This is a genomic window from Sphingobacterium sp. UBA3549 (assembly GCF_002376635.1).
In the GTDB taxonomy this organism is placed as follows: domain Bacteria; phylum Bacteroidota; class Bacteroidia; order Sphingobacteriales; family Sphingobacteriaceae; genus Sphingobacterium.
Genome location: NZ_DFOE01000011.1, coordinates 68,973 through 92,186, shown reverse-complemented (window position 1 = coordinate 92,186; position 23,214 = coordinate 68,973). Strand labels below are relative to the sequence as shown.

Sequence of the window (23,214 nt, the reverse complement as noted above, 5' to 3'; positions counted from 1 at the left end):
CACTGGATACCAAAATATCATGACAAAAAAAAAGAGGCCTGACTTATTTGTCAGGCCTCCATTGAAAATGAAAAAAAATTTTTATTTTCTTTATTCTACATTTAAATTCAATTCTTTTTCCTTATTGATTAAATGGGCAATACTCGTATCATTCAATATCTGCAACATGGCATTTCTTACCTCAACGAATGTATCGCGTATGCCACAGGCATGCTCTTGGGTACACTCTTCGCACGATCGGTAGAAATTTAAACTTACACAGGGTAGCAACGCGATAGGCCCATCGATCAAGCGCATAACCTGCGATAAGAAAACGTCTTCTGGTGCCTTATTGAGGCTATACCCTCCCCCAGCACCTTTCTTGCTATAGAGAATTCCGGCATTTCGCATTTCGAGCAGAATCTGTTCCAAAAATTTCTTGGGAATATTCTCTTCCTGCGCAATCTTTACGATTTGCATAGGCTCATTACCGTAGTTACGACCAAGCACCATTAGTGCCTTTATTGCATATTTTGTCTTTTTGGAAAGCATATTTATTAACCCCCTGTTGAATCGCAAATTTACGTTTTTTATTCAATAGAATAAAACCCGCACCATTTCATGCCTATACCAGCTGTAAACACCCCAAACGGAAGCTTCACCTCCCTATACTGGAAACGTATCTACTGCATTTCCTTATTGCCCCAATACCGCCGTGATGGGTTTTCCAATACTACCATTTGGTTCGGTAATGTGCAAAAGTGCTGCAATTGTGGGTGCAATATCCACAATATGTACCTCTGTATTGGATACTCCTGGCTTGATACCCCAGCCCATAAATACCAAAGGAATATGGGAATCGTAGGCAGACCATGTTCCATGGGTAGTACCTGTCGAGCGAGGCGTACCATCGTACCATTGTGGTTCGCAAACAATCTGGATAGCACCACTACGCTTAAAGTTATAACCATTGATCATTTTCTCGCGAATAGGCGCTGGAATCATTAGGCTTTCCCCCTTCTCCATATCAGCAACATACGCCACACCTTCGGTATGACGAAGTTCACGAATGATAATCTCTTTTATTTTATTGCGATCCAGCTGCAAAGAATCGATCAACTGATTGTTTAAATGAACCTGATAGTTCATCATGCTTTTTACAAGCTTCTCTTGTCCAAATTTCTCTTTAAGCGTTTTGTTAAGACCTGTGATAATCTGACGGGAATAGAAATAACCACCGTTTCCTTTCATATCCATAAAGAACCGAGAGTTATAAGAAGCGCCGTGGTCTGCCGTCATAAAGAACGTATAGTTACCCTTGCCGACGGTGTTATCGAGGTATTTGAAGAATTCCGCAAGTTGTTTATCAAGTTGCAGATACATATCTTCAATCTCCACGGCTGTCAATGAATAGCGGTGTCCCACGTAATCTGTCGCAGAGAGACTCACACAAAGAAAATCGGTATTGTTAGTTGGGTTATTACCCATCTGTTCATTTTTGATTGCCTCCCTGGCCATATCTAATGTAAACTGATTACCCATTGGCGTGGTTTTGATCAGCTCATAGCCCTCGTCTTTCATCAACTTGGAAGTGGCGCGAGGCAGTGTCGGTTTCTCTTCACCCGGATACTTACCTTCATAGATATTGTCATCTGCAATACTGTTGGCAGCGTATGTACTGATGTCATACATTGGCTTCCAGTCGCCTTTCAGATATTTCTCGGCTAATTTTTTCTTATTGAAGTCCACCACCCATTTTGGAAGTTTGTCCATATAGAAATTGGAAGTAATCCAATCACCGGATTTTGCTTCAAACCAATAGGCCGCATCCGCAAAATGCCCTGCCGGCAAGATCCCACCGCGGTCTTTAATTGCGATACCGATGACTTTGGACTTAAAGTTAGAGGCTAATTTCAATTGGTCGGTTACAGTAGATGCAAGCAAATTGCGTGGAGACTGCTGCCCCTCCTTTGCGGTAGTACCTACACCGACAACATTGTCGTCCTGCGTACAATACATATTCTTTCCGGTCTGCTCTTCAATCCAGTCATTACCCGCAATCCCATGGATGGAGGGAACAGAACCTGTATAGACCGAACTGTGCCCAATAGCCGTATAGGTCGGGATATAATTAATCAATGTATTTTCGCAGGAGAACCCTTCTTTCAAAAGTCGTTTGAAACCATCATTGCCATATCGATCTGCAAAACGATACAAATAATCCCACCGCATTTGGTCCACCATCAGGCCGACAACCAATTTTGGTTTTTCTGGCTGTTGCGCCATGGACGAAAGCGCTGCTATTCCAAGGACGACGCTTAAAAAAAATCTTTTAATCATAATCGTATTAAGTATTAAAATATTTGTTTTATCAATTTCACAGGCTAAAGTAGGGTTTAATCTTTTAAATGTGCTTTTAAAAATTGCCCTGTATAAGAATCTTTACAATGAATAAGTTCTTCAGGAAGCCCCGCAAAAACGAGTTTACCGCCTTTATTTCCGCCCTCAGGCCCAATATCAATGACCCAGTCTGCCGATTTAATCATATCCATATTGTGTTCAATCACCAAGATACTGTTTCCTAAGGCAATCAGTGCATCAAATGATTTCAAGAGCTTTTTGATATCCTGAAAATGCAAGCCTGTCGTTGGTTCATCAAAGATAAAAAGTGTTTTCTTGCTATTATTTCCCTTAATTAAGAATGAAGCCAATTTAATCCGCTGGGCTTCACCTCCCGATAGCGTACTCGACGATTGACCGAGTTTAACGTAGCCCAGTCCAACATCCTGTAGAGGCTGCAGTTTGGCCAATATTTTAGGCTGGTCTGCAAAGAATGTAATGGCTTCATCCACGCTCAACTCAAGAACATCCGCTACCGACTTATTTTTGTAATGTACATCAAGTACAAACTGCTTAAATCGTTTTCCACCACAGGCCTCGCAGGGTAAAACAATATCAGCCATAAATTGCATTTCAATTTTAACTTCACCTTCACCCTGACAGACATCACATCGTCCGCCTTCAACGTTAAATGAAAATGCGGCAGGTTTCAATCCAGCAGCTTTAGCTGGTGCTTGACTGGCATATAAAGCCCTGATTTCATCCCAGGCTTTGACATAAGTGACCGGATTGGATCTCGACGAACGGCCAATCGGATTTTGATCGACCATTTCAACTTGTTCAACTCGGGCAATGTCTCCCTCAATCGCATCATAGATCCCCGTTTGTTCACCGGAGTAATTACCAATAGACTTCTGCAATGCAGGATAAAGGATACGCTTAACCAATGAGGTCTTACCGGATCCCGAAACACCGGTTACGACAGTGAACGTATTTAATGGAAATTGTACATCAATTCCTTGTAGGTTATTTTCATGGGCTCCCTTAATGGTAACGCTACTCGACCACGAACGGCGTTTTTTAGGTACTTCAATCCGGCTTTTTCCACTCAGGTATTGACCTGTCAAGCTTTTAGTATCTTGTAGAATCTGCTGATATGTACCCGCAAAGACCATCTCCCCGCCGTTGATACCTGCTTCAGGGCCGATATCAATCAGATAATCCGCAGACTCCATCATCTCTTGCTCATGTTCGACTACGACCACTGTATTACCGACATCGCGTAATGATTTCAGCACAGAAATGAGGCGCTGTGTATCACGCGGATGGAGACCAATACTCGGTTCGTCCAACACATAAATAGAACCTACGAGCGAACTTCCCAAGGAAGTCGCCAGATTGATTCGCTGTGACTCTCCGCCTGAAAGCGTATTTGACAGCCGATTCAAAGTCAGGTAGCTTAAACCAACATCGCAAAGAAATTGCAGTCGATTATTAATTTCGGCAAGAAGTCTTTTTGCAATGACCAGCTCATTACCGACCAGTGGCAAATTTTTAAAGAATTCCAGTGCCTCTTCCAAAGGCATCAATACAACATCTGTGATGGATTTTCCACCAACCTTGACGTAAGTAGCATCTTTCCGCAATCGGGTGCCACGGCAGTCTGGGCAATCTGTTTTCCCGCGATAGCGGGAAAGCATTACACGGTATTGAATTTTATAGGTCTGGGACTCGAGCTCTTCAAAGAACTGCGTAAGACCAGCAAAATATTTATTTCCTGTCCACAAGAGCTCCTTTTGAGCCTTGGTCAGATCCATGTAGGCACGATGTATCGGAAAATCGAACTTCAATGAACTTTTAACAAGCTTTTGTAGCCATTCTCCCATTTTCTCTCCTCGCCAAGGTGCTATTGCGCCATCGTATACCGACCGGCTTTTGTCGGGAATAACAAGGTCCGGATCAATACCAATGATTTTCCCATAACCTTCACATCGGCGACAGGCACCATAAGGGTTGTTAAAACTGAAGAAATTTGGAGTAGGCTCCTCAAATGTTATTCCGTCGAGTTCAAATTTATGGGAGAAATGATGGCGCTGACCATTTTCTTCCATATAGAGTTCACCCTTACCTTCGAAAAAACCAGTTTGGATAGAATCAGAAAGCCGATTTATCGTATCATCATCCTGTTCAATACGCACGCGGTCGACAACAATAAGGACTTCTCCATCTTGGAGGTCTTTATTGGCGATGGCTTTATCCTCTATCACAGCTTCAATTTTCTGCATACGGTCTTCGTAGAAAATACGCACAAAACCTTTCTGCAAGAGTAGAGAAAGTTCTTCCTTTAATTTACGCCCGTGAGAGGGAATAAGCGGTGCAAGAAGCGTCACGGTGGTATCATCACCTAAATTCAGCGCAAAATCCACCACTGAGCTCACACTGTCTTTAGTCACCTCACGACCAGATATAGGAGAAATTGTCTTTCCAATACGGGCATATAACAATTTAAGATAGTCATATATCTCCGTCGAAGTGCCTACCGTCGAGCGCGGGTTGGAGGTAATGACACGTTGCTCGATGGCAATTGCTGGAGCAATGCCTTTGATGTAATCCACCTCAGGTTTGTTCATACGCCCCATAAACTGCCTGGCGTACGAAGAAAGACTTTCGACATAGCGCCGCTGTCCTTCGGCATATAGTGTATCAAAAGCTAAGGAGGATTTTCCTGAGCCCGACATTCCAGTGATAACAACTAATTTATTTTTAGGGATATCAACGTCAATATTCTTTAAATTGTTAACTCTTGCTCCCTTTATCTGAATATATTCTTTTGGAGTATGCTCCACCTTTTTACTCATAATTATCCTTATCTCACACAAAGTTACGTATTATTGGCTGATTATATTCCTGCGAATTAAAAAGCAGTTCGGTTTTCTTTAGTACATAAAAAAGCCATCGAACAAAATATTCGATGGCTTTTTATGTATCCTGTTCTACGATTGACTATTGGAATTTCTTCGCGTTTACTTTACGCTCATTTTCAGTCAAATAGATTTTACGTAAGCGGATAGATTGTGGTGTAACCTCAATATATTCGTCCGCTTGGATATACTCCATAGACTCCTCTAAAGAGAATTTAATCGCTGGTGCGATACGTGTGTTATCATCTGTACCCGATGCACGCATATTTGTCAACTGTTTACCTTTAACGATGTTGATCGTTAAGTCATTGTCACGAATATGCTCACCTAAGATCTGGCCTTCATAAATATCGACACCTGGATCAACAAAGAACTTACCTCTATCTTGCAATTTATCGATAGAGTACGCTGTAGTTGTACCTTTATCTAAGGAGATCAATACACCGTGCAGACGTCCAGGAATTGTTCCTCTCCAAGGCTCGTATCCTTTCAGACGGTGAGCCATTACAGCTTCACCAGCAGTAGCAGTCAATACGTTGTTACGTAGACCAATGATACCACGAGAAGGGATTTCAAACTCAAGATGTTGCATTTCGCCTTTCGTCTCCATCACTAGAAGTTCACCTTTACGTTGCGTGACTAATTCAATAACTTTACCAGAAACCTCTGCAGGCACGTCAACTACCAATACTTCGATAGGTTCACATTTTTTGCCATCAATTTCTTTCAAGATTACTTGCGGTTGACCTACTTGCAATTCGTAACCTTCACGACGCATTGTTTCGATCAATACAGATAAGTGAAGAATACCACGTCCGTATACCAACCAAGCATCTGGAGATTCCGTAGGAACAACGCGTAAAGCCAAGTTCTTTTCTAATTCCTTTTGTAAACGATCGTGAATGTGTCTTGAAGTAACCAATTTACCTTCTTTACCAAAGAATGGAGAGTTGTTGATCGTAAACAACATGTTCATTGTCGGTTCATCAATGCTGATAACTTCCAATTGTTCTGGGTTTTCGAAATCTGCAATGGTGTCACCAATATCAAAACCTTCAATACCAACTACTGCACAGATATCTCCACATTTAACTTCTTCCACACGACGACGACCTAAGCCTTCGAATGTATGCAGTTCTTTTACGCGTGATTTAACGATTTTGCCATCACGTTTTACCAACGAAATAGGTTGACCTTCTTTGATTGTACCACGTGCTACACGACCGATAGCGATACGTCCAACGAACGTAGAGTAATCCAACGATGTGATCTGCATTTGCAATGTACCTTCAACAAATGGGGAAGGTGGGAAATGACTGATGATAGCATCTAATAATTCAGATACATCTTCTTTCTTTTCTTTCCAATCTGTTGACATCCAACCATGTTTGGATGAACCGTATAATACTGGGAATGCCAATTGTTCTTCTGTCGCATCCAGACTATAGAATAAATCAAATACGTTTTCGTACACCTCTTCAGGGCGACAGTTTTCTTTATCAACTTTATTCACAACTACCAAAGGTTTCAAACCTAATGATAATGCTTTTTGAGTAACGAAACGTGTTTGTGGCATTGGACCTTCGAAAGCATCCACAAGCAAAACAACACCATCAGCCATTTTCAATACACGCTCAACCTCACCACCGAAATCGGCGTGACCAGGTGTATCAATAACGTTAATTTTTACACCTTTATATTCTACAGAAACGTTTTTAGCGACGATAGTAATACCGCGTTCACGTTCTAAATCATTATTATCCAGAATTAAATCACCTGTACCGTCATTATCTCTAAAAAGATTTGTGAAGTGTAAGATTTTGTCTACCAACGTAGTTTTACCGTGATCGACGTGAGCGATAATCGCTATGTTTCTAATATTTTGCATCTAGCAAGTAAATTTGTTTTTAAATTCAGGGTGCAAAGATAAACATTTTGCACCATAAATTTTATAACTATGTGTATTTTATTTAATTACACCTAATTCTCTACCTACTTTAGTAAAGGCGGCAATTGCTTTATCTAGGTGTGCAAGCTCATGTCCAGCTGAAATCTGCACCCGAATACGAGCTTTTCCTTGAGGTACAACGGGATAGTAGAAGCCAATCACGTAAATTCCTTCCTCCAACATTTTTGATGCAAACTCCTGCGCTAATTTCGCATCATAGAGCATAACAGGCACGATCGGGTGGAAACCTGGCTTGATATCGAAACCCGCAGCCGTCATTTTTTCACGGAAGTAGATGGTATTTGATTCCAGCTTGTCGCGCAATGCAGTAGTCTCACTCAGCATGTCCAATACCGCAACGGAAGCTCCAGCAATAGCCGGTGCTAATGTGTTTGAAAATAGGTAAGGACGTGAACGCTGACGTAACAAATCGATAATTTCTTTTTTTCCGGAAGTAAAACCACCTGATGCTCCACCTAATGCCTTACCCAACGTACCCGTAATGATATCTACACGATCAATCACATTGAAAAGCTCATGTGTGCCACGTCCCGTCGCTCCGATAAATCCTGTACAGTGCGACTCATCAATCATCACTAATGCTTGATATTTGTCTGCAAGATCACAGATCTGATCCAATGGAGCTACTGACCCATCCATTGAAAATGCACCATCTGTAACAATGATCTTATGCCGCGCACCAGATGCTGCTTGCAACTGAGCTTCCAAATCTGCCATATCTGCATTTTTATAGCGGAAACGCTGAGCTTTGCACAAACGGACACCGTCAATAATGGAGGCATGATTTAATTCATCTGAAATGATGGCATCTTCAGCACCAAATAAGGGCTCAAACACTCCACCATTAGCGTCAAATGCAGCCGCGTATAAAATAGTATCTTCTGTTCCGAGAAATTTAGAAATTTTTGCCTCTAATTCTTTATGCACATCTTGGGTACCACAGATGAAACGTACTGAAGACATTCCATAACCGTGCGTATCAATCGCTTTCTTAGCAGCCTCGATTACTTTTGGGTGCGAAGACAGACCCAAATAATTGTTAGCACAAAAATTGATAACTTCTTGCCCTGTGCTTACTTTGATATCTGCTCCCTGCGGAGTAACGATCACTCGCTCTCGTTTATACAATCCCGCTTCTTTGATTGCTTCCAATTCCTTTGCTAAAACTGGTTGTAATGTTGTGTACATAATTCGATTTTAATTTTTATACAATATTACAGTTTTTTCATTGGAATAACTTGTGTTACCTTCCCTGATGGACGTTATTCACGGAGAATTTATCCCAAATCAATGATTTGGTAACATTAAACCGATTGCATAAAATACGCGTTTGTCCCATCTCTGCAGCTCCAATTAAAATAAGCACGAATACGCATACAAACCATCGTGTAACGATAGGTCTTATCTTTCTTAAAATTAATTAAAGTATTGAAAGCAGAGGGAAAGTTTATTCGTATCGGAGCGCATCGACCGGATCCAATTTAGATGCTTTTGAAGCTGGGTAATAACCCGACAGCATACCGACGAGTCCGCATACTGCAAAGCCCATAATAATTGCTCCCCACGGTATAATAAAAGATGTACCGAGCTGCAGGGCCAGGATATTACCGATCAGAATACCTATAAAGATCCCGGCAACACCACCGATCATGCAAATCACAATTGCTTCCATCAAAAACTGTTTACGGATAACACTCGGTGTTGCTCCGATCGCCTTACGTATACCGATCTCGCGTGTCCGCTCCGTGACCGAAACAAGCATAATATTCATCAATCCAATTGAAGCGCCCACCAGGGTGATAAAAGCAATCACTACAGCCCCTAAAGTCACCATTGCCATATTTTGCATCAGCATCTGGGCAACCGCATCGGACTTGGTAATTTCAAAATCATTGGTTTGCCTTGAGGCCAATCCGCGGATGTTTCTAAATACGATAGTAGCTTCACCAATCGCCGCTTCCAATCGCATAGGATCGTTGGATGAAACAGTTATCACATAGGAGGGATCAGCACCCTGCATCACTGCCCTTGCCTTGATCAGCGGAATAAAACATGCCCTATCTCCCCCCATCCCCGCAGAAGAACCTTTACTTTTTAATACACCGATAACCATATAACGGATATTGTTAACGGTAATAAACTGCCCTACCGGATCAATGATTTCATTGAAAAGCATTTTACTGACTTCACTGCCAATGATAATAACACCACTACCTGTTTCTACCTCTCTGGTGGAAAAATTACGGCCTTCGTTGACAACATACCCCGATGTCTGCAGATAATTTTCGTCGGTGCCTATCAGGCCAATATTGGGGTTTGTTTTTTTGGATTGAAATTTTGCAGTCGTATTCCAGCTCACATTGGCACTGACTGATGTCAATGCATTAAAGTGAAAATCTTGTTTAAATCGGACGGACTGTGCATACGTTATATTAGCGAAGACTTTGGAACGCGTCCCCTCATTCCCGATGCGAACATTGAGCCCGCGGTTGCGGATGTTGAAAGAGTTTGACCCCATCGATGAAAAGGAGTCTGTCAGGGAGTTCTTCATGGCATCTATCGAGGTCAACACCCCTATAAGAGCCATCATTCCTATGGCAATAATCAGTGCTGTTAGAAATGTACGCAGCTTATTCCCTACAATAGACTGTAATGCAAGCTTGACATTCTCAACATAAGACATTTTTACGGCCATAAAGCTAATATGTATGATTTGTAGGGATGAAAATACTGTAATTCCCGCACAAAACCAAAAAGGCAATTTACTGCTATGGAATAAATTGCCTTTTTGGTTGTGACCTCAGCTGTGCATGCTAGCGGATTACACCAATTTAGCAGCTGTTATCGTTCTTAATGAATTCTTTTCCATGTCTCTGTACGTCCGAGCAGGCTCACGCCCATATAGCCCCTGATATCAAGCTTATCACCTTTTAGCGTCATCTTGCAGCTATATGTTTTGCCTGACTTTGGATCGTAAATCTTTCCATCGACATAAGTACTGCCATCTTTTTCAAAATTGGTCAAGATCTCCAGCCCTTGCACATTCCTGCCCTGCAGGGCTTTATCTGGATTTTTTATATCTTTCTTTGGCTGACCTGCTTCGTTGTTAGGAAATTTCAGCCAATAGAGCTTACCAAAAAACTTATCGCCTTTTTTGTAAATTTCAACACGACCTTCGCCACTTGGATTTTCCCATTTTCCGATGATGGGATCTGTTTGCGCAAATAATGTTACTGTAGTCAGCAACATTAAGAATGACATCATAATTTTCTTCATGGGTTTATTAGTTTTATGAGCATGTGAAGCTCGTTATAAATAAAGATAAGAAATATTTACTATGCTCGCATATATTTAATATCAAAACTGCATTTAGTTAACAACAAAATATCCTTAATGTATCTGGCCATTAACCTGCAAAAAGCCTTTTTTTCGTAATACCTAGAATTCATACGTCAATAAAGTTTGGCATTGGGTTTGCAACATTATAATCATATTATTTCTTTTTTAACTATTTACAAAAATTAGCACATATTATGAAATTTATTATTAGTCTTTTACTTACCGGGTTGGTCGTGGCGGTTGCCTGCTGGCTTGTACCTGGAGCTCATGTTGCTGGATTTGGCTGGGCCATTGTTACCGGACTCGTGATTGGATTTGTCAATGCAACTGTAGGATCGATTTTACGGTTATTTACGTTCCCCTTAAATTGGCTAACACTGGGTTTGGTATCCTTTATTATTACAGTATTAATGGTTCTGCTGTCCGATTGGCTACTCGGTTCAAAATTTGATGTAGATGGTTTTTGGACTGCCGCGCTGTTTGCCATTGTCGTTGCCGTATTAGAGATGATCGTTGGCAGTATGTCAAAAGATTAAAGATACATTATATTACGTAGTTAAAGGTGTTCAAATCAATTGATACGAACGCCTTTTTTATTTCTTATTCCTTACCTCAGTCTACTGACATTACACACCCATCCGCATTCCTCTCGCTATTTACGGCAGAAATCGTTAAATTTAATTTTTTAAAAAGAAACGCTGATATATGTGTGAACACAACCATGAGCATAGCAATGCCACACAAGAGCACTCCCTTACGACAAAGGAGCAGCCTTGGTGGATTGCCCAGAGCAAGTTGCTCATCGCTCTTGTCATCCTGCTTACTTTACTTTTATTGAAATATGCTTTCAAGATCACTCTTCCGTTTGGCATCAGTTTAGCCCTAAATAGCATCGCTTACCTGCTTGCGGGAATACCTGTTATCCTGATGGCTTTCCGTAAGGCAAAAAGGGCTGATATTTTTAATGAATTCTTTTTGATGACTGTGGCAACCTTAGGTGCATTCGCTATTGGAGAATTTGAAGAGGGTGTTGCGGTAATGGTATTCTACCAAATCGGAGAATGGTTTCAGGACACCGCCGTAGACAATGCCAAGAAATCGATCAAATCACTCTTGGATATCCGTCCCGATACCGTTATTGTATTACGAAATGGCCAACAACAACAGGTAAACCCAAAGACTGTCACAACTGGCGAAATCATCCTTGTAAAAGCGGGTGAAAAAGTGGCTCTTGATGGTAAGTTGAATACAGAAAAAGCCGCATTTAATACCGCCGCTTTGACGGGAGAGAGTAAACCTGACACAAAATATAGGGGTGAAACGGTTTTTGCGGGGATGATTAATTTGGAAACGGTTGTAGAAATCGAGGTCTCCAACAAATTTGAGGATAGCAAGTTGAGCAAAATCCTCGAAATGGTACAAGATGCTACAGCGCGTAAATCCAAAACGCAGTTGTTTATTGCCAAATTTGCTAAAGTATATGTCCCCATAATCTTTGGTCTTGCGCTATTGGTGCTTATTGTGCCCCTATGCTTTGTGCAAGACTATAGTTTTAAGGACTGGTTCTACCGGAGTTTGGTCTTCTTGGTAATTAGTTGCCCCTGCGCCCTAGTTGTTTCTATCCCCTTGGGTTATTTTGGCGGAATAGGTTTAGCCTCGCGAAACGGAATATTATTTAAGGGAGGCAACTTCCTCGATGCCATTACCGCAGTTGATACTGTAGTAATGGATAAAACAGGTACACTCACAGCGGGTGTATTTGAAGTAACGGAGGTTGTTGCAGTCAATGGAGATCCCCAAGAATTATTGGATTATGCAAAAGCGATAGAGGTACATTCCACACATCCCATTGCGAAGGCGATCGCCAGTTATAATCCAGGCAGCACAGCCCTAAAAACGGAAAATATTCAGGAAATTGCAGGCCATGGACTTTGTGCCACGGTGAATGGAAAGCAAACACTAGCAGGCAACAGCAAGCTATTGGACAAATACAACATTAGCTACCCGGATGATTTGAGGAAAATGGTATATTCCATTGTGATGCTTGCCATCGATGGCAAGTATGCCGGTTATATAACCGTTGCAGACCGGATTAAAGCAGGATCGAAGGCCGTTATTCAGGCAATGCGTGCGCAAGGTCTTTATACGGTCATGTTATCTGGCGATAAAACAGCGGTAGTAAACATGGTAGCCAAAGAGCTGGGGATAAACGAGGCATATGGCGACCTCCTCCCTGAGGATAAGGTTAGCCATGTACAGCAACTGCTCGATCAAGGACGCCATGTTGCCTTTGCCGGTGATGGTGTAAATGATGCTCCAGTAGTTGCATTAGCACAGGTAGGCATCGCAATGGGTGGACTCGGCGCTGATGCGACGATAGAGACAGCTGATATCGTAATCCAGAACGATGAGCCCAACAAGATCTTATCGGCCATCAAAATCGGAAAAATAACCCGCAATATTGTCTGGCAGAATGTAATCTTGGCAATGGGAGTAAAGGTCATTGTTTTGATCCTTGGGGCCGGTGGTGTTGCAACACTTTGGGAAGCGGTCATAGCGGATGTGGGAGTCGCCCTTTTGGCGATTTTAAATGCTATCCGAATACAGCATAAAAAAGTATGAAAATGACGTTATCCAAAAAATTAGATCGTAACACTTGTAGAAATTAGAGCACTGAAAAATACTGTAGTGGAATACATCCATAATTAAAAAAAAGCGGGGCTGTCCAAAATTGAACAGCCCCGCTTCCTATGTTTCATCCATGATCTACTTCAGATCGAGTAAGAAATTTTAATTCCGCCAAGCCTTGTACGCATTGATCAATCCATTAGTAGAAGAATCATGGCTTGACACCGTGTTGTCATCATTTAATTCCGGAAGGATTTGGTTGGCCAACTGTTTACCTAGTTCAACGCCCCATTGATCGAAACTATAGATGTTCCAAATCACACCTTGGACAAAGATTTTATGTTCATAAAATGCAATAAGTCTTCCCAATGTGCGTGGAGTCATTTTTTTCAATAAGATGGAATTCGTCGGGCGATTACCCGAAAAAACTTTATAAGCTTTAAGCGCTTCTATATCTTGATCTGATTTCCCAGCTTTCTTTAATTCGGCAACCACTTCTTCCGCTGTTTTACCATTCATTAGCGCCTCGGTCTGCGCAAAAAAATTGGACAATAACAATTGATGATGATTTCCAATTGGATTAAGGCTATTTGCAGGCGCAATAAAATCGCATGGAATCAACTTGGTTCCCTGATGGATTAATTGATAGAACGCATGTTGTCCGTTTGTACCGGGCTCACCCCAGATAATTGGGCCGGTCTGATATTGCACTTGTTCGCCATTCCTATCTATATATTTTCCATTACTTTCCATATCCCCTTGTTGGAAATAGGCAGCAAAACGGTGTAGATATTGATCATAGGGAAGAATTGCATGGCTTTCGGATTTGAAAAAATTATTGTACCATACGCCAAGCAAAGCCAATATGACCGGAATATTGGATTCAAAAGCAGTTTCTTTGAAATGAACATCGGCATCGTAGGCACCTTTTAGCAGCTCTTCGAAACGGTCAAAACCTATTGCCAGACTGATAGAAAGACCTATTGCAGACCAAAGCGAATAACGTCCGCCAACCCAGTCCCAAAATTCAAACATATTTTGAGTATCTATTCCAAAGGTTTGTACTGCTTGTGTGTTGGTGCTCAATGCCGCAAAATGCTTAGCGACGTCTTCCTCAAGAGCGCCACTTGCCAAAAACCAGTCTTTGGCTGTATGGGCATTGGCCATCGTTTCCTGTGTGGTGAACGTCTTTGAAGCAATCAGAAATAACGTGGTTTCAGGATCTACAGCTTTCAAAGTTTCAGCAATATGCGTCCCGTCCACATTAGAAACAAAATGTACATTTAAACGTGTTTTATAAGCCTTAAGAGCCTCTGTTACCATCACGGGACCAAGATCTGAACCGCCAATGCCGATATTTACCACATCGGTAATCTCTTTGCCCGTATATCCTTTCCACTGACCAGATAGCATGTTTTCTGTGAAAGCTTTCATCTGCGCCAATACACGTTTAACATCAGGCATCACATCTTGACCATCCACGTAAACGGGTTGATCAGATTGATTCCGCAAGGCCGTGTGTAACACGGGCCTATTCTCGGTGACATTAATACGCTCGCCCGAAAACATCGCCTCTATTGCCTCAGCAAGACCGCATTCTTTAGCTAGCTGCACCAAGAGTGCTCTCGTGTCTTCCGTAATGCTATTCTTGGAATAATCTAAAAGAATATCTTCAAATGCTATTGAAAATTTATCGAAGCGTGCAGGATCTTCTGCAAAAAGTTGGCGTAAATCTTTGAAATCATTACTATATGGCCCAAATAAAGATCCAAAATGCTGGGTGAGATCCTTATAGGCTTGCGTCTGTGTAAAGTTAATTTTTGGAAACATCTGTTTTTACTAAAATATTTGTTTTAAACGTCAACAAAAGTCTTCTAGATCGCTATAATACACCGAGTGTAGATCCTCACATGAAGGTTTATTCTGCTGACAATACCAAAACTAAAAAAAAAAGGTCACATATCCCTATTTACCAACGGATATTCAACGTTAAGTTCTTCGGCAGAGGCATGAATTTATTAATTAAAATTTATACTTTAGCGGATATGACAAAAGAACAAATTCAAGACTTGAGGGATCGTGTGACTTCCCTGAGGAGGCATCTTTGACATCGATGCACGCAAAGAAGAAATAGAGAGAGATCAAGCGATTACGCTTGAAGCAAGCTTTTGGGACGATTCCAAAGCGGCAGAGAAAATACTTCTGGCCATAAAAACCCAAAAGGTATGGACAGACCACTTCGACGAAGTTGCAGCGGCGGTTGAAGACGCCTATGTCATGTATGAATTCTACCAATCGGGCGACGCCAGCGAAAAGGAAGTGGACGAACAATATCAACTCGCCTTAGAAAAAGTCGAAGAGCTCGAATTTAAAAATATGCTTAGTGCTGAAGAGGATCAGCTGGATGCAATCTTACAGATTACTGCCGGTGCAGGCGGTACTGAAAGCTGCGACTGGGCTGCCATGCTGATGCGGATGTATATTATGTGGGGCGAGAAAAATGGTTATAAAGTAACCGAGCAAGATTCTCAGGAAGGTGATGTAGCCGGCATCAAGAGTGTTACCCTGCAGATATCGGGAGATTTTGCTTACGGCTACCTCAAGGGAGAAAATGGTGTACATAGGCTCGTTCGGATATCCCCATTTGATTCTAACGCAAAACGCCATACCTCTTTTGCATCAGTCTACGTTTACCCCTTGATCGATGATAATATTGAGATCGATGTGAAGGATTCTGAAATTGAATGGGATACTTTCCGCTCTGGTGGTGCAGGTGGGCAGAACGTAAATAAAGTAGAAACCGCAGTTCGATTACACCACAAACCCACGGGCATCATTATTAAGAATCAGGAATCCAGATCGCAATTGCAAAATAAGGAAAATGCGATGCGTTTATTGAAATCACAGTTGTATGAGATTGAAATGCGTAAACGCCAAGAAGCTACAGCTGCTATTGAAGGAAACAAAAAGAAAATCGAATGGGGTTCCCAAATTCGAAACTATGTCCTACATCCGTATAAGTTAATTAAAGATTTACGGACAAATTACGAAACATCCAATACACAAGCTGTGTTAGACGGTGATCTCAATGATTTTCTGAAAAATTACCTGATGGAATTTGGCGGATAAAGAAATTAGAAATTGATCATTTGAAAGACGCCCGCATTAGCGAGCGTCTTTTTTTTTTCCTTCTCCTTTCCATTATAATGATGGCCGTTTTGCTACACAGTTAGTGACAAAAACTGTCAATTTCGTTTAACAAAAAGATAGCAAATGTTAAAAAATCTTAAAAATCCATTCATTAGAATGAAGTCACATTTTAAGTAATTCCCTTTACAATTCGAAATCAAACAACTAATAACCAATGTCTTACATATAATCTTTTTGTATCAATAACGTTACAATTATGGATTGCATCGTGTTTTTGGCATGAAATAAAGGCATGTGTTTTGCATTTATGGAATCGTAATATTTTCATTACAAAAGATATCGAAAGCGATATTAAATTAAAGATTGAAAAAACGAATGTGTATCTAAAATAGAACGGTTATGAATTACATGAAAGAAAACTCGATCGTATCCAAGCAGATGACCAAGCAATGGCAGCCTGCTGTATACGATGTAAATGCAGCAGAAAAGCGATCTGAAAATAAAGTTCGCAAAGAGGAAGAAAGTAACTTTGGTCCTAAAGAGTATGGTATTGTTGGAGCAACATTTTTCATTTTATTTGCGTCGGTCTTTGGCGTATATATGCTTCAGCCCGACTTTGATGCGTTACGTTTCCAACGTTTAGATAGTATTGGAGGAACATTTTTGATCGGTTTCGGTATACTTCTTGCCGTTATTGCAATCAGCTTTTTGATTTTTCTGATTGTACTTCACCGTAAATACAAGCCAATAGCATCGGTGTCTGATGAAGAATTGCCAACGTGTACTATTATTGTGCCGGCGTATAATGAGGGACAACTGGTTTATGATACATTACATAGTTTAGCAAGCAGCGATTATCCAGAAAAAAAGCTGCAAATTATTGCGATTGACGACGGTAGTAAGGATAATACTTTTGAATGGATACAACGTGCCAAATTGGAACTGGGCGAGCGTGTTGAGATTTACAAACAGCCTAAGAATATGGGTAAGAGACATGCCTTATACCGTGGTTTTAAGTTAGGAACAGGAGAGATCTTTATTACAGTGGACAGTGACTCTATTGTAAAAAAAGACACCATACGTAATATGGCAAGCCCGTTTGTAACAAACAAGGAATGTGGGGCAGTAGCTGGAAATGTGCGTGTACTAAATACCAAAAAAGCGATCATTCCACGTATGCTAAATGTTAGCTTCGTATTTAGCTTCGAATTTGTACGTTCTGCACAAAGTATGCTAGGTACTGTGATGTGTACACCAGGAGCGCTTTCGGGATACCGCAAAGAAGCTGTCATGAACTGTTTAGAAGATTGGATCAACCAAACATTTATGGGGCAGCCTTCTGATATCGGTGAAGATCGTGCGATGACCAATATGATTTTGAAACAAGGATATCATGTCTTATTTCAATCAAATGCATATGTTTACACAGACACACCTGTACGTTATAAAAATCTATACAAGATGTTTATCCGTTGGGAAAGAAGCAACGTTCGCGAGAACATCGCCATGAGTAAATTCGCATTTAAGAATTTCCGTCAAGGTCCTAAATGGGGGGCGCGTATCTTATTGCTTATGCAATGGAAAAAAGTATTGTTATCTTATCCAATGCTGTTGCTTATGCTGTGGACTGTATTTCATTATCCACTGATGTTCTTAAGTTCAACATTGGTTGGTATCTTGATATTCTCCAGTATCCAGGCATATTTCTTTGCCTCTAAAAATGCAAACGCCAAAGAAGCTTTCTGGGCTTATAGCTACAGTATATTCTATGCTTTCAGTTTATTTTGGATTACACCATATGCGATAGCAACGGCAGGACGTAGAGGTTGGTTGACAAGGGGATAAAATTAATGCAAAGAACGTATATTTATAGCTATATATGAGAGATTTTCAGGTAAAAAAGATTGCCGTCATCGGCCAGGGGTATGTTGGGTTGCCATTGGCAATAGCATTTTCAGATTTTTTCCCGGTGATTGGATTTGACATCAATAAAACACGTATTGAGGAACTTAAGCAGGGGGTTGACCGTACACTAGAGACCGATAAAAAAGAATTGGCTCGCGTTAGAGATTTATATGCTACATCAAACCAAAGTAAGGGCTATGATGCAAGTAGCTCAACTGCAGACATTGCAGATGCAAATGTCTATATTGTTACTGTACCAACTCCCATAGACCGCTATAATTCACCCGATCTATCGCCAGTGATCGGAGCATCAAAAATGATAGGCGAATTATTAACTGCTGGCGATCTTGTTATTTATGAATCCACAGTCTATCCTGGTTGTACGGAAGAGGAATGTATACCGGTTTTGGAGAAATATTCGGGATTAACGTTCAATCAAGACTTTTATGTTGGTTATTCTCCTGAACGGATTAATCCGGGCGATAAAGTTAACTCGCTTCAGAAAGTGGTCAAAGTAACCTCAGGAAGCACTCCGGAAGCGGGGTTGGCAGTGGATGGACTATATAAAAAAATTATTGAGGCCGGAACCCACTTAGCGCCCTCAATTAAAGTAGCAGAAGCTGCCAAGGTGATCGAAAATGCTCAGCGCGATGTAAATATTTCCTTTATGAATGAGCTTGCTCTGATTTTTGATCGTGTAGGTATAGATACGCAGGATGTATTGGATGCAGCGGGCACAAAATATAATTTCCTCCGCTTCAAGCCAGGATTAGTCGGTGGGCACTGTATATCGGTAGACCCCTATTATCTTGCTCAAAAAGCTACACAACTGGGTTATCATCCACACGTTATATTATCTGGAAGGGAGGTGAACGATCAGATCGCTTCTTTCATTGCTTCAAAAGTTGTGAAGCTGATGATTCAGAAAAACATCAAATTTGATGGAGCCAAAGCTTTGGTATTAGGTGTTACATTCAAAGAAAACTGTCCTGATATAAGAAATAGTAAGGTTATTGACATGATCCACGACCTTCAGGAGTTCGGTTTAAAGGTAGACGCCTACGATCCGTGGGTGAATGTAGAGGAAGTAAAATCACATTTCAATATTGAATTATTATCAACTCTTCCAGAAATTGGTTACTATGATTCTGTTATACTCGCCGTAGGCCATAGAGAATTCTTACATTTAGACCTCAGCAACCTGAAAAAAGAGAACTCTGTTGTATTTGATATCAAGGGAATACTTGATCGAAAATTGGTAGATGCACGATTGTAAGAAATTTTTGCAGAAGATCGTTGAATAGTTCAACTTCAATTCAAGTTGGCCTTATCTAACTAATGGAAGGTTAGATAAGGCGCTACTCTACTCAGTATCATAAAAAAACCGGCGGCCAGCTAGTATAACCAGCTTACGCTACCGGTTTCAACATCATAATTTGCTCCCACAATTTTAATTTTCCCCTCTTCTTCTAGTTTACGGAGTGTTGAACTCTGTCTACGGATGTCTCTAATCGCATGCTTAATGTTTTGTTGATTGAGCTTTTCAAGGAGCTCACTATTCTTTGACGAACGCTCTTCCCCCTCGTCTATCACTTCATTGATGATTGGATCAAAATGATTAATTAGGTGGTTTAGATTATCCATCCCCATTCCTTCGATTTGCGCAGCATCTAATCCTCCTTTTAATGCCCCGCATTTGGTATGACCAAGCACAACAACAAGTTTTGAGCCCGCTACATTGCAACCAAATTCCATCGAACCTAAAATATCCTGATTGACAAAATTTCCTGCAATACGAATACTGAAGATATCGCCCAATCCCTGATCAAATATAAGTTCTGCTGATGTGCGGCTATCGATGCAGCTCAGCACGACAGCAAATGGCCACTGCCCTTCGCGAGTAGCGTTCACCTGTTCCAGAAGATCGCGGTTTGCTTTTAGGTTATTAACAAAGCGTTGATTTCCCTCCTTCAAGAAATCCAATGCCTTTTCCGGTGTAATCGTCGATTGTGTTTCGTACGTATGTGCCTTCATAAGATTTTATTATTTGGAATATTAAAAGTAAAATTAATATGTTACATTTTAATTACCAACAGGGCTAAATACGTGTAATTTTTACGGTTCTTTCCACCGCACTATAGTGCGAAAATAAAGTAAAGGGTTTAATAAAAGTGCTATAAACAAAAAAAGCTTGCAATATAAATTGCAAGCTTTTTTTGTTTTTAATCTTTCGACTCGTAGCCCGTAGGGGAATCGAACCCCTGTTTCAAGAATGAAAATCTTGCGTCCTAACCCCTAGACGAACGGGCCGATTTTTGTTTCGGTGTGCAAATATAGAAATATTTATAAATCTGTCAAAATTATTCTGTTTTTTTTATTCATTTTTTTTGAAATAGATGATTAAAATCCCTAGAATAGCTATATTTAAAGTCATTGAAAAAGTAACCAACATGACTAATTTTAAAAAAATTAAAAAACCGCTACTCTATGCTGGACTGGGCTTGGCTTTATTAAGTCAGGAAGCCTATGCCCAAAAAACGGGAGCAATCGCAGATCAGCTGCAACTCACCTGGAGGGTTCAGGAAGGACAGCATATCCGTAAAAACCCGGTATCCACCATTATCTTAAAAAACAAAGGAAAAAGTGCTGTTCAACTCAACGACTGGAGCCTTTGGTTTAATTTTATCCGATCTATTGATCCCGACAAGGTCGACAAACGTTTCGCAATAGACCACCGAAACGGCGATCTTTTTCAGGTAAGCTTTAAGAAAAACAACTTTGTATTGCAAGCTCAGGATAGTGTCCACATCGATTTTATAACGACGGGGCTAGTCAATTACACAGATGGCCCCATTGGTCTATATCTAAAAAATAACCAGACTGGGCTTGCCACCACTATTTCAGATTATTCTGCTGTTAGAACTGCTCCTCAATCAGAAGCTGAAAAAACAGACTACTTCGCATATAAATACGACCAAAACAAGTTCGTAGAAGGTGTCACCGCACAAAGTATCATCCCCTTACCAAGCCACATTAATGTCAACATCAACGAAAAGTTTAATTTATCAACAGGTACAAAACTTTTTGTAGATAATGAATTTGCTAGCGAAGCGAGATTCCTGACAGATTTCTTTTCAACATATTCAAGTATTAAGCTAACGGCTTCAACTAGCCCGCAGCGCGGTATTGAAATCGTAAAAGTTAACACCTTAAAGCCCGAATCCTATCGATTATCGATTACTGCTGATGGTGTAAAAATAGAAGCTTCAGATAAAGCTGGTGCTTTCTATGCCATTCAATCTTTAAAATCATTAATCAATCATGATCAGTGGAATAAAGCTACAAAATCCATTGCTTTACCGCACAGCAATATTGAAGATAGCCCACGTTATGGGTACCGTGGATTTATGCTGGATGCTGCCCGTAATTTTCATAGTAAGGCCGAGGTTTTAAGAATATTGGATCTTATGGCTGCTTATAAGTTGAATAAGTTCCATTTTCACTTCATTGACGACGAAGGGTGGCGACTGGAAATTCCATCCCTACCTGAACTCACAGCTGTCGGAGCCAACCGTTCGGCTAATTTTGAAGATGGTAAAGCAATACAACCTGCTTATGGATCTGGAGCGACAGCCAAGCCGCATCAATTCTATAGTGTGAACGACTACATCGAAATTTTAAAATATGCTCAGGAAAGACACATAGATGTGATTCCAGAGGTGGAAACCCCCGGCCATGCTCGCGCAGCGATCAAAGCCATGCGTGCACGTTTTGCCCATTACTCAAAACTTGGCGATCAGCAAAAGGCAGAAGAATATTTACTGGATGATGCAGAAGACAAATCCGTTTACAATTCTGCGCAAAACTGGAATGATAACGTTATGAACCCAGCGCTACCTTCAACGTACCGTTTCCTAAGCAAGGTGATTGATGAAATCAAAGCCATACACGATCAAGCAGGGGTTCCACTGAAAATTATCGATTTGGGAGGTGACGAGACTCCAAGTGGTGTTTGGGAGAAATCGCCGAAAATATTGGCCTTTATGAAGGAAAATAATATCGCAAATGTACTCGACGTATGGCCACTGTATATTTCCAAGATTAATGCCCTGGTTCAAGAAAAAGGACTGACGATGTCGGGATGGGAAGAGATGGGCATGCGCAACAAAGGCAATGGCATGGTTGTAAATGCGGATCTGGGAAAATCAGGCATCCATTTAAATGTATGGAACAATCTACCCGGACAAGGACAGGAAGACCTCGCCTATCGATTGGCCAATGCTGGCTATAAAGTTGTTTATACGAGTGCAGCAAATAACTACCTGGATATGTCATGGGATCGTGACTTTGCAGATCCAGGACATAGTTGGGTAGGCACTGTCAATCTGAATAGAACTTATTCCTTCTCCCCTGAAAATTTCTTTATCAACTTAAGAAAGGATGATACGGGAAAAGACTTTAAACCAGAGGCATACACCAATAAAGAACAGCTTACAGCGGAAGGGAAGAAAAATCTCCTCGGGATCAAAGGTGCTTTATGGTCAGAAAAGATCGCTACTGACCAACGTCTCGAAGAAATGATATTTCCACGTTTAATTGCGATTGCTGACCGCGCCTGGGCCCCAGAACAAGCTTGGGAAAAAGGGAATTCTTTTGACGAAGCTGCGTATCGCAGATCGTATACTGCCTTTATCAAAAAGCTAGGCGAGGATGAATTGAGAAAACTGGATAGGATAAATGGAGGCTATACTTATCGACTTCCAAAAATTGGAATTAAGAAAGAGGGCAACCAACTCCTTATCAATACCGATTATCCTGGTTTTAAAGTCTATTATAGCGACAACGGCAGTACACCAACACAAAAATCCAAAACAGTGAATGGCCCGATACCATTCCAGACTGGAAAGAAATACGTATTTAAAGTATATGACGCCAAAGGACGATCCGGTGATGTGATCAGCTACTAGTTTACCCTAATCTATT

Annotated in this window: 15 protein-coding genes and 1 tRNA gene; 6 read left to right on the top strand and 10 right to left on the bottom strand. The window is 40.9% G+C overall.

The window, feature by feature from the left end; translation table 11 throughout:
* Positions 1-90: 90 nt before the first annotated feature.
* The 7 genes from B2W36_RS06810 to B2W36_RS06780 form a co-directional block, all read right to left on the bottom strand.
* Positions 91-531 (bottom strand): RrF2 family transcriptional regulator, encoded by a 441-nt coding sequence (locus B2W36_RS06810; RefSeq protein ID WP_209577387.1) that lies wholly within the window; start codon positions 529-531, stop codon positions 91-93.
* A 144-nt stretch (positions 532-675) separates the two neighbouring features.
* The gene (gene pafA, locus B2W36_RS06805) at positions 676-2,319 is read right to left on the bottom strand and encodes an alkaline phosphatase PafA (RefSeq protein WP_293887010.1); all 1,644 of its coding nucleotides are present in this window, start codon (positions 2,317-2,319) and stop codon (positions 676-678) included.
* Between the two features lie 56 nt (positions 2,320-2,375).
* The gene (gene uvrA / locus B2W36_RS06800) at positions 2,376-5,177 is read right to left on the bottom strand and encodes an excinuclease ABC subunit UvrA (RefSeq protein WP_293887008.1); all 2,802 of its coding nucleotides are present in this window, start codon (positions 5,175-5,177) and stop codon (positions 2,376-2,378) included.
* Between the two features lie 145 nt (positions 5,178-5,322).
* A complete protein-coding gene (gene typA, locus B2W36_RS06795) occupies positions 5,323-7,128 on the bottom strand; it encodes a translational GTPase TypA (RefSeq protein WP_209577176.1) in 1,806 nt (601 codons plus the stop codon).
* 78 nt (positions 7,129-7,206) lie between these two features.
* Positions 7,207-8,397 (bottom strand): glycine C-acetyltransferase, encoded by a 1,191-nt coding sequence (gene kbl / locus B2W36_RS06790; protein WP_293887006.1) that lies wholly within the window; start codon positions 8,395-8,397, stop codon positions 7,207-7,209.
* A gap of 259 nt (positions 8,398-8,656) precedes the next feature.
* On the bottom strand, positions 8,657-9,904 hold the full coding sequence (locus B2W36_RS06785; protein ID WP_293887004.1) for an ABC transporter permease: 1,248 nt from the start codon (positions 9,902-9,904) through the stop codon (positions 8,657-8,659).
* A gap of 155 nt (positions 9,905-10,059) precedes the next feature.
* Complete coding sequence (locus B2W36_RS06780) at positions 10,060-10,485, bottom strand: DUF2147 domain-containing protein (protein ID WP_209577168.1); 426 nt, start codon at positions 10,483-10,485, stop codon at positions 10,060-10,062.
* Positions 10,486-10,742: 257 nt separating this feature from the next.
* On the opposite strand from B2W36_RS06780, the gene B2W36_RS06775 reads away from it, so the two are divergent.
* Positions 10,743-11,084 carry a phage holin family protein gene (locus B2W36_RS06775; RefSeq protein WP_293880060.1) on the top strand — a complete coding sequence of 114 codons (342 nt, stop codon included), beginning with the start codon at positions 10,743-10,745 and terminating at the stop codon, positions 11,082-11,084.
* A 169-nt stretch (positions 11,085-11,253) separates the two neighbouring features.
* Positions 11,254-13,170 carry a heavy metal translocating P-type ATPase gene (locus tag B2W36_RS06770; protein ID WP_293887003.1) on the top strand — a complete coding sequence of 639 codons (1,917 nt, stop codon included), beginning with the start codon at positions 11,254-11,256 and terminating at the stop codon, positions 13,168-13,170.
* A gap of 168 nt (positions 13,171-13,338) precedes the next feature.
* Here the strand turns inward: B2W36_RS06770 and pgi are convergent, their stop codons facing one another.
* Positions 13,339-15,006 (bottom strand): glucose-6-phosphate isomerase, encoded by a 1,668-nt coding sequence (pgi, locus tag B2W36_RS06765; protein ID WP_293887001.1) that lies wholly within the window; start codon positions 15,004-15,006, stop codon positions 13,339-13,341.
* A 215-nt stretch (positions 15,007-15,221) separates the two neighbouring features.
* Here pgi and prfB point away from each other — a divergent pair.
* The 3 genes from prfB to B2W36_RS06750 all read left to right on the top strand — a co-directional run bounded on the left by prfB (position 15,222) and on the right by B2W36_RS06750 (position 19,507).
* A protein-coding gene (prfB, locus tag B2W36_RS06760) for a peptide chain release factor 2 (RefSeq protein WP_293880361.1) occupies positions 15,222-16,305 on the top strand; the annotation gives its coding sequence in 2 pieces (ribosomal slippage) (positions 15,222-15,281 and positions 15,283-16,305; 1,083 coding nt in all).
* Positions 16,306-16,725: 420 nt separating this feature from the next.
* Entirely contained in the window at positions 16,726-18,171 is a 1,446-nt protein-coding gene (locus B2W36_RS06755) for a glycosyltransferase (RefSeq protein ID WP_293880066.1), read from the top strand.
* 34 nt (positions 18,172-18,205) lie between these two features.
* The gene (locus tag B2W36_RS06750) at positions 18,206-19,507 is read left to right on the top strand and encodes a nucleotide sugar dehydrogenase (RefSeq protein WP_293887000.1); all 1,302 of its coding nucleotides are present in this window, start codon (positions 18,206-18,208) and stop codon (positions 19,505-19,507) included.
* 119 nt (positions 19,508-19,626) lie between these two features.
* On the opposite strand, the gene B2W36_RS06745 is transcribed toward B2W36_RS06750, so the two are convergent.
* Both B2W36_RS06745 and B2W36_RS06740 read right to left on the bottom strand, forming a co-directional pair.
* Positions 19,627-20,265, bottom strand: coding sequence for a carbonic anhydrase family protein (locus B2W36_RS06745; protein ID WP_293880070.1), 639 nt, complete (start codon positions 20,263-20,265; stop codon positions 19,627-19,629).
* A 204-nt stretch (positions 20,266-20,469) separates the two neighbouring features.
* Positions 20,470-20,541 (bottom strand) — tRNA-Glu (locus B2W36_RS06740).
* A 140-nt stretch (positions 20,542-20,681) separates the two neighbouring features.
* On the opposite strand from B2W36_RS06740, the gene B2W36_RS06735 reads away from it, so the two are divergent.
* The gene (locus B2W36_RS06735; RefSeq protein ID WP_293886999.1) at positions 20,682-23,198 is read left to right on the top strand and encodes a family 20 glycosylhydrolase; all 2,517 of its coding nucleotides are present in this window, start codon (positions 20,682-20,684) and stop codon (positions 23,196-23,198) included.
* Positions 23,199-23,214 lie beyond the last annotated feature (16 nt).